This is a genomic window from Algoriphagus sp. (assembly GCF_024642405.1).
Lineage (GTDB): Bacteria > Bacteroidota > Bacteroidia > Cytophagales > Cyclobacteriaceae > Algoriphagus.
In genome coordinates this window covers 1-7,586 of the sequence record NZ_JAHEBC010000182.1, presented here as the reverse complement: position 1 = coordinate 7,586, position 7,586 = coordinate 1, and the positions used below count along the sequence as shown (strand labels likewise).

The 7,586-nt window shown below is 35.0% G+C and carries 9 protein-coding genes and 1 rRNA gene; 7 read left to right on the top strand and 3 right to left on the bottom strand.

Annotated elements, in window-relative coordinates:
* Positions 1 to 2: 2 nt before the first annotated feature.
* From rrf to Q0L68_RS13295, 6 genes are all read left to right on the top strand, one after another.
* A 5S ribosomal RNA gene (gene rrf / locus Q0L68_RS13320) occupies positions 3 to 111 on the top strand.
* A 105-nt stretch (positions 112 to 216) separates the two neighbouring features.
* Positions 217 to 1,458 (top strand): dihydroorotase, encoded by a 1,242-nt coding sequence (locus Q0L68_RS13315; protein ID WP_296704004.1) that lies wholly within the window; start codon positions 217 to 219, stop codon positions 1,456 to 1,458.
* On the top strand, positions 1,451 to 1,963 hold the full coding sequence (locus Q0L68_RS13310) for a DUF4199 domain-containing protein (protein WP_296704001.1): 513 nt from the start codon (positions 1,451 to 1,453) through the stop codon (positions 1,961 to 1,963). The genes Q0L68_RS13315 and Q0L68_RS13310 overlap by 8 nt, the downstream gene beginning before the upstream one ends.
* A gap of 6 nt (positions 1,964 to 1,969) precedes the next feature.
* On the top strand, positions 1,970 to 2,518 hold the full coding sequence (locus Q0L68_RS13305) for a DUF4199 domain-containing protein (RefSeq protein WP_296703999.1): 549 nt from the start codon (positions 1,970 to 1,972) through the stop codon (positions 2,516 to 2,518).
* 2 nt (positions 2,519 to 2,520) lie between these two features.
* Positions 2,521 to 3,483 carry a glycosyltransferase family 2 protein gene (locus Q0L68_RS13300; RefSeq protein WP_296703997.1) on the top strand — a complete coding sequence of 321 codons (963 nt, stop codon included), beginning with the start codon at positions 2,521 to 2,523 and terminating at the stop codon, positions 3,481 to 3,483.
* The gene (locus Q0L68_RS13295) at positions 3,483 to 4,445 is read left to right on the top strand and encodes a glycosyltransferase (protein ID WP_296703995.1); all 963 of its coding nucleotides are present in this window, start codon (positions 3,483 to 3,485) and stop codon (positions 4,443 to 4,445) included. The genes Q0L68_RS13300 and Q0L68_RS13295 overlap by 1 nt, the downstream gene beginning before the upstream one ends.
* Here the strand turns inward: Q0L68_RS13295 and Q0L68_RS13290 are convergent.
* Positions 4,442 to 5,206 carry a class I SAM-dependent methyltransferase gene (locus tag Q0L68_RS13290; protein WP_296703993.1) on the bottom strand — a complete coding sequence of 255 codons (765 nt, stop codon included), beginning with the start codon at positions 5,204 to 5,206 and terminating at the stop codon, positions 4,442 to 4,444. The two genes, Q0L68_RS13295 and Q0L68_RS13290, sit on opposite strands and share 4 nt — an antisense overlap.
* 176 nt (positions 5,207 to 5,382) lie before the next feature.
* Between Q0L68_RS13290 and Q0L68_RS13285 the strand changes: the two genes are divergently transcribed.
* Positions 5,383 to 6,876 (top strand): TolC family protein, encoded by a 1,494-nt coding sequence (locus Q0L68_RS13285; RefSeq protein ID WP_296703989.1) that lies wholly within the window; start codon positions 5,383 to 5,385, stop codon positions 6,874 to 6,876.
* Positions 6,877 to 7,074: 198 nt separating this feature from the next.
* On the opposite strand, the gene Q0L68_RS13280 is transcribed toward Q0L68_RS13285, so the two are convergent.
* Entirely contained in the window at positions 7,075 to 7,236 is a 162-nt protein-coding gene (locus Q0L68_RS13280) for an Arc family DNA-binding protein (protein ID WP_296703987.1), read from the bottom strand.
* A 3-nt stretch (positions 7,237 to 7,239) separates the two neighbouring features.
* Positions 7,240 to 7,586, bottom strand: a 347-nt coding sequence (locus Q0L68_RS13275) for a hypothetical protein (protein ID WP_296703984.1), incomplete at its 5' end; no start/stop codon positions are given.

Below are 7,586 nucleotides of genomic sequence, written 5' to 3'. Positions count from 1 at the left end.
TAGGCGGCCTAGCGCAGGGGTCCCACCTCTTCCCATCCCGAACAGAGAAGTTAAGCCCTGCAGCGCCGATGGTACTGGGGTTACACCCGGGAGAGTAGGTCGCCGCCACATTATTTAAGCCAGCTAGATCAGCTGGCTTTTTTTTTGTTTAACTCAATTCAAATTAACTTTTCATTTTTAGAATATTGTTGCAGTTTTGTATCAAAGCAAAAATCCATGTCAATTCTCTTTAAAGGATTAAAATTGATCACTCCTTCTGGGGTTCAAAAAGCTCAGAATTATATTTTTCATCAAGGGAAAATGATCCCGGAATCAGAACAATCAGTATCTGAACCCAAGCAAGAAATAGATGCATCCTCTTTTATGTTTTCTAAAGGTTGGATTGATTTAAGATGCATGGTCGGAGATCCAGGTTTAGAATATAAGGAAACAGTTGAGTCTTTGTGCGAATCGCTTTTGGCAAGTGGTTTTTCAACCGCCGTAATTCTTCCCAATACTGAACCAGTAATTCAAAGTAAAAATGAAGTAGATTTTATTTTGAATAAGGCGAAAAAATTTCCTTTAAAATTATTTATTCAAGGTGCTGTCACGAAAAATACAGAAGGGGAAGATTTAACTGAAATTTTGGATATGCATCACCAATCTGGCGTTACAATTTTTGGTGATGGAACCAAAACGCTCTCTAATGGAGATCGTTATATGAAGATCCTTCAATACCTCCAGAAGTTCAACGGGGTTTTGTTTGATCACGCATATGACCCTTTAATTGCTAGTTTTGGCCAAATGCATGAAGGCGAAAACTCAACCATGCTCGGCATGAAAGGGATACCCAGCTTAGCAGAGGATGTAGCAATTCAGCGTAATCTTGAAATTTTGAAATACGCAGGTGGAAAAGTCCATTTTCAAACAATAAGTACTGCAAAAGGGGTGGAATTAATTAGAAAAGGTAAAGCAGAAGGTTTAAATATTACATGTGATGTTTCTATTTATCAATTACTTTTTTCAGATAGTGATCTGATGGATTTCGATCCAAATTTTAAAGTAAAACCACCATTTAGGGGTTCTGTTGATAGGATTGCTCTCTTGGAAGGTTTGAAAGACGGTACGATTGATGCTATAGTTTCCAATCATCAACCCCAAGATTTTGATTCTAAATTTATGGAATTTGATCTGGCTTCGATTGGAATGGTGGGATTGCAGACGTTTTTACCTGCTCTTGTCAAGTTAGAAAAAGAGTTGACTTGGCCCTTGCTTATACAAAAATTGACATCCGGCCCGAGTTCTATTATCGGAGAGGAAAATGAGTCTTGGACAATTTTTGATCCTAATGAAAATTGGCTGTTTGATAGAACTACTAATAAGTCAAATTCTCAAAATTCACCTTGGTTTGGATTGAATCTAAAAGGAAAAGTAAAATACATCATTCAAAATGGCGAATTGATAACAATCAATGAATAATTATTTTAAATCTGCCTATTTATTTGGTGTATTTGGAGGGGGACTTGGTTTAGTTTCATTTTTCACGTTATCTTTTTTTAGGGAAGACCCAACAACTTTAAATCTTGTTTTTGGATATGTGATTGTCCCCATATCCATCTATTTAGCGCTTAAATATTTCAAAGATTATTCAAATCAAGGTTTTATCTCATTTGCGGAAGGGATGAGCGTCGGCTTTGTTGCTTATATGCTAATCGCAATTATTTCATTTTTTGGGATTTGGCTATTCTTAACTATTGATTTAAATCTTTTTGAATTAATAAAGTCTTCAAAAATTGATACTTTAGTACAAAGTAGAGACACGATAATTTCTCAGGTGGGTCAAAATTCTTATGATGCTACATTAGAAAGTGTTAAAGTGATGAGTAAAATAGACATTGCTTTAAATGATGCTATTTGGAAAATTATCCCAGGTCTTTTCTTTACTATTATTATTTCAATTATTTTGAGAAAAAACCCTAACTAGAAAATTATGGAAGAGCAACAATCTCCTTTTAAAGCTGCAATTCAACCAGGATTAACAATTGGATTGGTTTCGTTGGCATTGACTTTTATTGCATATTTTATAGATGCGACATTATTAGGTTCAGCTTGGTTTGGCCTAGTGGCATTAGTCGTTTTCTTTGCATTGATAATATATTTTGGAAGACAATATAGAACTGAGTTAGGTGGCTTCATGACTTTTGGAGTAGCATTCAATTTCAGTTTCATTGCAATTTTAATTTCTGGTATTATTAGTTTACTAGGGCAGATATTGTTGTTTCATGTGATTGATCCTTCTCTTCCGGGTGTTTTAGGAGATTTGGCTTTTGAGAATAGTCTCAAAATGATGGAAAATTTTGGTGCTTCTCCTGACTCTCTTCCTCCTGGACAGCTTGAAGAAATGCGTGCTAGCACATCCAAACAATTCACACTTTCAGGTCAATTGATGAGTTTTGGAATCGGAATTATCATTTATGCGATCATTGCGTTAATTTTGGCTGCAATTTTAAAAAAGCGAGATAAGTCTCTGGATTACTAAATATGCCTCAAATTTCCGTAGTCGTTCCCGTATTTAACGAAGAGGAATCAATCACAGAATTAACTCATTGGATTAGCCGTGTCATGAATGATCACGGCTTTTCTCATGAAATTATTTTTATAAATGATGGCAGTAATGATGATTCCTGGACAGTCATAAATGCGCTCTCATTAAAATTTCCAACTGTTAAAGGATTGAACTTTAGTAGAAATTATGGGAAGTCTGCTGCTTTGGATGCTGGTTTTCAAAAAGCTTCAGGAGACGTAGTAATTACTATGGATGCAGATCTTCAGGATAGCCCTGATGAAATTCCAGGCTTATATGAAATGATTAAAGAAGGCGGGTTTGATGTAGTCTCAGGATGGAAAAAAGAAAGGCATGATCCTATTTCAAAGACAATCCCATCTAGATTTTTTAATGCTGTAACAAGATGGATTTCCGGCATTAAGCTACATGACTTTAACTGTGGGCTAAAAGCTTATAGGAATAAGGTTATCAAGAATATCCAGATTTACGGTGAAATGCATCGCTATATTCCACTACTGGCTAAATGGAATGGTTTTCCGAAGATTGGAGAAAAGATTGTTCAGCATCAAGCTAGAAAATACGGGTATTCAAAATTTGGAATCGAAAGATTTCTCAATGGATTTTTAGACTTGATTTCTGTTTCTTTTGTGCATCGATACAAAAAGAAACCGATGCATTTCTTTGGTCTCTTAGGTACCTTATCTTTCTTTTCCGGCTTTGTTATCACTTGTTGGCTTATATTTCAAAAAATCTATGGATTGAGTAAAGGACTTCAAGTTCGGGAAATCACGGAACAACCGCTATTCTTTTTGGCGCTTGTGGCTTTGATTATTGGGGTTCAACTTTTTGTAACTGGATTTATAGCGGAGTTAATGACCTCAAACCAATCGAAAGAGACCGAATACAAAATTGATGAAGAGTTAAATTTTGAGTATTAATGTATTTCTCAGTTATCATACCGGTTTATAACCGACCTGATGAACTAAAAGAACTTTTAAATAGTCTTGTTTCCCAATCTTTCCAATCTTTCGAAGTCATAGTAATGGATGATGGTTCTTCGATTAAGTCTGAAGAAACTATAAAAGAATTTCAGGGACAAATCCATATTAATTATCAAGATCAAGTTAACCAAGGGCAAGGTTTTGCAAGGAATGATGGAATGAAGCTTGCTCAGGGAGAGTTCTTTGTTATTCTTGATTCTGATGTGATTTTACCAAAGAACTACTTAGAAGCCCTAAAAATAACCATAGAGGAAAGAGGCCTTGATGCATTTGGAGGTCCTGATGCCGCAAAGGAAGATTTTAGTCCCCTTCAAAAGGCAATGGATTTTGCTATGACTTCATTTTGGACTACCGGTGGAATTCGAGGAAAACTGAAGAATCCGGCAAAATATCAAGCTAGAGGTTTTAATATGGGGGTTTCTCGAAAAGTATTCGAAACAATAGGAGGTTTTATAGATCCAAACCAAGGCGAAGATATTGAATACAGTATTCGAATCAGAAAAGCAGGATTTAGGTTGGAATTAGTAGAAGAAGCTTATGTCTATCACAAGAGAAAAAATACCTTGATCTCCTTTGTTAAACAGGGTTTCTCCTTTGGTAGAAATAGAATTAATGTTTCAAGGTTTCACCCGGAAGCAATTAAGACTGTTCATCTTTTACCTAGCCTATTTTTAGTTTTCTGTATAAGTATAATTATTTCTGGGCTTTTCAGTTTTCAAATTTTTCTTCTTCAAATATCTATTTTGGCAATTTGGTTTCTGGCTATTTTTATTCAATCAAGCTATAGATATAAATCAATTTTGGTGGGGTTTTATAGCTTGATAACCTCATTCGCACAATTGTGTGCATATGGTTTAGGATTGATTTTTGAGATGATTCGAAAAATATTCAAAGGTTAACCCCCTTTTTTGCAGACAAATATTATTTCCTTTTCGGGTAGAGAATGCTTTTTGATTTCCTCTACTGGTAATTCTTTAACAAATAAATTTTCTTCAATTCCAATTCCAGACTTTCTTAATCTAGCTGCGTAATCATTTCCATATTTTCTCACATGGTCCCTTTGACCAAAAATCCGCTCTCTTTCAACTGGATCCGTGATTGTTTTGTCCTCAATTGTTTCTTTCAAATTGTAGACCGGAGACTGTATAATTCCCCAACCTTCCTTCTTGAGGACTCTGTTTATTTCAGAGCACGCTAAAAGGTCATCTTCCACATGTTCCATTACATGATTACAAAAAACCACATCAAAAGTATTGTTTTCAAAAGGGATTTTATGAACATCCATTTTTACTTTGGCGAGAGGGGATTCCAAATCAGCAGTAATATATTCTAGGTTTGATAAAGCTTCGAATCTTTCAATAAAACAATGCTCAGGAGCGATATGTAATACTTTGAGATTTGCAGAAAAAAAATCTGTTTTTTCTTTTAAGAAAAGCCACATTAATCGATGCCTTTCCAAAGCTAGGCAGTTTGGACAAAGCGCGTTTTCTCTTGCGATGCGCCCATAAGGCAAAAACTTTTTATAGTTGTGGTTACAGACTGGACAGTTTACATCGTTTCCTTTGTTGAGTTGAGCGAAAAGCCTCATTACCACCGGGCTTATTTTCTGTAATAGTGGTCTGGGAATATAGCGGATTACAAAACTGATAATGGACTTCATTCAACATGAGGATTTTGTCTTGCAATTTACTCAAAGTAGGTAGAGAAGCACAGATTTTAATATTCTTTTAAGTCTTTAGGAAGTTTTAGCATTTGCTTAATAAAAGTCTTTTGGTTCCCATTAAACTATCATTAATTTAGTTCAAATCAATAATGCTCAGATTTCTAATATATTCTATGAATTTCTCCAACTCTTTGAAAGCCGCCGTTTTTCTGATTTTTGCATTGACTGTGGGATTTACATTTGAATCATTTGCTCAAGATTCTGTCTCTTATTCTTTGCAGGAAATGGTCCAGAGAGCCAAAGATCGATCACCTGCCTCGCTTAGGGCAAAAACCAGAAAAGAAAATAGGTACTGGCGATACAGATTTTTTAAATCAAATTATAATCCGCAATTAAGATTATCAGGTAATATCCCTTCCTATTCACAAGCTTTTAATCGAGTTGAGCAACCTGATGGAACTATCGAATTTAGGGAAGTAAATCAAAATTTTATTGACTTAGGTCTAGGGTTACAGCAGGTAATTGCTCCTACGGGAGGGACAATATCTGTAAATACTTCTACAAACAGGTTTGATAATTTTTTAGCGAGTGATTCTGAAGTTCAAACCCGGTGGTCTGGAGTTCCAGTAAATATCAGTTTAACTCAACCAATATTCGCATATAATCCATATAAATGGGATAAGAAAATCGAGCCTTTAATTTTTGAGGAAAGTAAAAGGGAGTTTGTCCAAGAGTCTGAAATGATTTCCATGATGGTGACAGAATTATTTTTTGATTATTTGATTGCTCAGGTAAATTTTGATATTGCTTCTAAAAACTTGAAAAACACAGAGGATATATTTTCAATTGAGAAAAAGAGATATGAAATCGGTGCTACTTTCGAGGACAAACTTTTGCAGGTAGAACTTCAGACTCTACAGGCAAAACAGGATCTGGCACAAGCTCAATTAGATTTAGAAAAATCTTCCCTTGCAGTAAATTCTTATATTGGTATAAACCAAAATGCTAAAATTAAATTAAGAGCTCCTGATATTATTCCTCAATTTGATGTAGACGTTAATGAGGCAATCAGCTATTCATTTCAAAACAGGGCAGAGGCACTTGGGTTTGATAGAAGGAGATTGGAGTCAGAGGCACAATTGGCAGATGCAAAGGGTCAGAGATTAGCGATGAATTTGACCGCAAGTTATGGTTATAACAATGCAGCATTTACTTGGTCAGATATCTACAATAATCCAAACACTCAAGCATTGGTCAATTTAGGAATTTCAGTTCCTATTCTTGATTGGGGTAGGAATAAAGCCCGTATGTCTCAAGCTTTGGCTAATCAGCAATTGACTGAATATGAAGTAGAGCAAGAAGCGATAAATTTTGAACAAGAAATATTCACAAAGGTCAGAAATTTTTTAATGATCCGTGAAAGGATTGCAGTCACCAAAAAATCCGATGAAGTTGCTGAAAAAAGATATCAAATCGCATTAAATAGATATCAGACGGGTAATGTGACTATTTCAGACTTAAACATTGCTCAAAATGAAAAAGACACTAACAAGAGAGCTTTTTTCAATTCATTAAAAGATTATTGGATGGCATATTATGAATTGCGTGCGTTAACACTTTATGATTTTGAAAGCAAGGAACTTCTTTATATTCCTGATTTGGAATAATGAAAACAAACCTTAATGCATGACCTTTTTCTAAAATCTTTCAAAGGTTAATATTTTCTTATTGGTTAAGCTCTTATTTGGATTCTACTCCAGTTTTTTAATACCAAGAGTTAAAAAGGTTAAGACTAAAATATCACTCCGAAAATAAAAATTGACATATGTATGATCATTAAATTTTTATGCCAATGATCAAATATTTTAATTTTCATTTTTAGGAAGCCTTCCGTTTTTCTTTAGAGCCTCCCTAACAATCCATTCCAATTGGCCATTGGTACTCCGAAATTCATCGGAGGCCCATTTTTCTATTGCCTTCATCATTTTTTCATCCAATCTCAGTGCAAAGGCTTTTTTTGCAGCCATACCCTATCCCTCCTTCCAATTTTCTAGAAACAATCTAAGCTGTTTGGCTTTGGATGTTCCAATCATTATTTTCTTTTTTTCGCCGATATCAATCAAGAGTCCTTCCGTCCCCAAAATGCTATAAGCTTTTGTGGTCTTGTTTCCTTTCAGACCCCAACCTCCATAATCTGTAAGGGGGCTGTAGTTTATAACTCCTATAGACAGGATATTAGTTTTGTCTATTTTCCGCCAATTTCGGATAAAAGGAAAGTATCGAAAAGAAACTCCAAAATCATCTAGTCTAGTCTCTAGTTTTAGATTAGAAATGAAAAGGAGTATTAGGATCAATGTGATAAAGACAAAAGCCAAAC

Excerpts from the sequence above, each read along its gene's own strand:
- Q0L68_RS13315 (WP_296704004.1), top strand. The coding sequence starts at position 217 with ATGTCAATTCTCTTTAAAGGATTAAAATTGATCACTCCTTCTGGGGTT.
- Q0L68_RS13310 (WP_296704001.1), top strand. The coding sequence starts at position 1,451 with ATGAATAATTATTTTAAATCTGCCTATTTATTTGGTGTATTTGGAGGG.
- Q0L68_RS13305 (WP_296703999.1), top strand. The coding sequence starts at position 1,970 with ATGGAAGAGCAACAATCTCCTTTTAAAGCTGCAATTCAACCAGGATTA.
- Q0L68_RS13300 (WP_296703997.1), top strand. The coding sequence starts at position 2,521 with ATGCCTCAAATTTCCGTAGTCGTTCCCGTATTTAACGAAGAGGAATCA.
- Q0L68_RS13295 (WP_296703995.1), top strand. The coding sequence starts at position 3,483 with ATGTATTTCTCAGTTATCATACCGGTTTATAACCGACCTGATGAACTA.
- Q0L68_RS13290 (WP_296703993.1), bottom strand. The coding sequence starts at position 5,206 with ATGAAGTCCATTATCAGTTTTGTAATCCGCTATATTCCCAGACCACTA.
- Q0L68_RS13285 (WP_296703989.1), top strand. The coding sequence starts at position 5,383 with ATGAATTTCTCCAACTCTTTGAAAGCCGCCGTTTTTCTGATTTTTGCA.
- Q0L68_RS13280 (WP_296703987.1), bottom strand. The coding sequence starts at position 7,236 with ATGGCTGCAAAAAAAGCCTTTGCACTGAGATTGGATGAAAAAATGATG.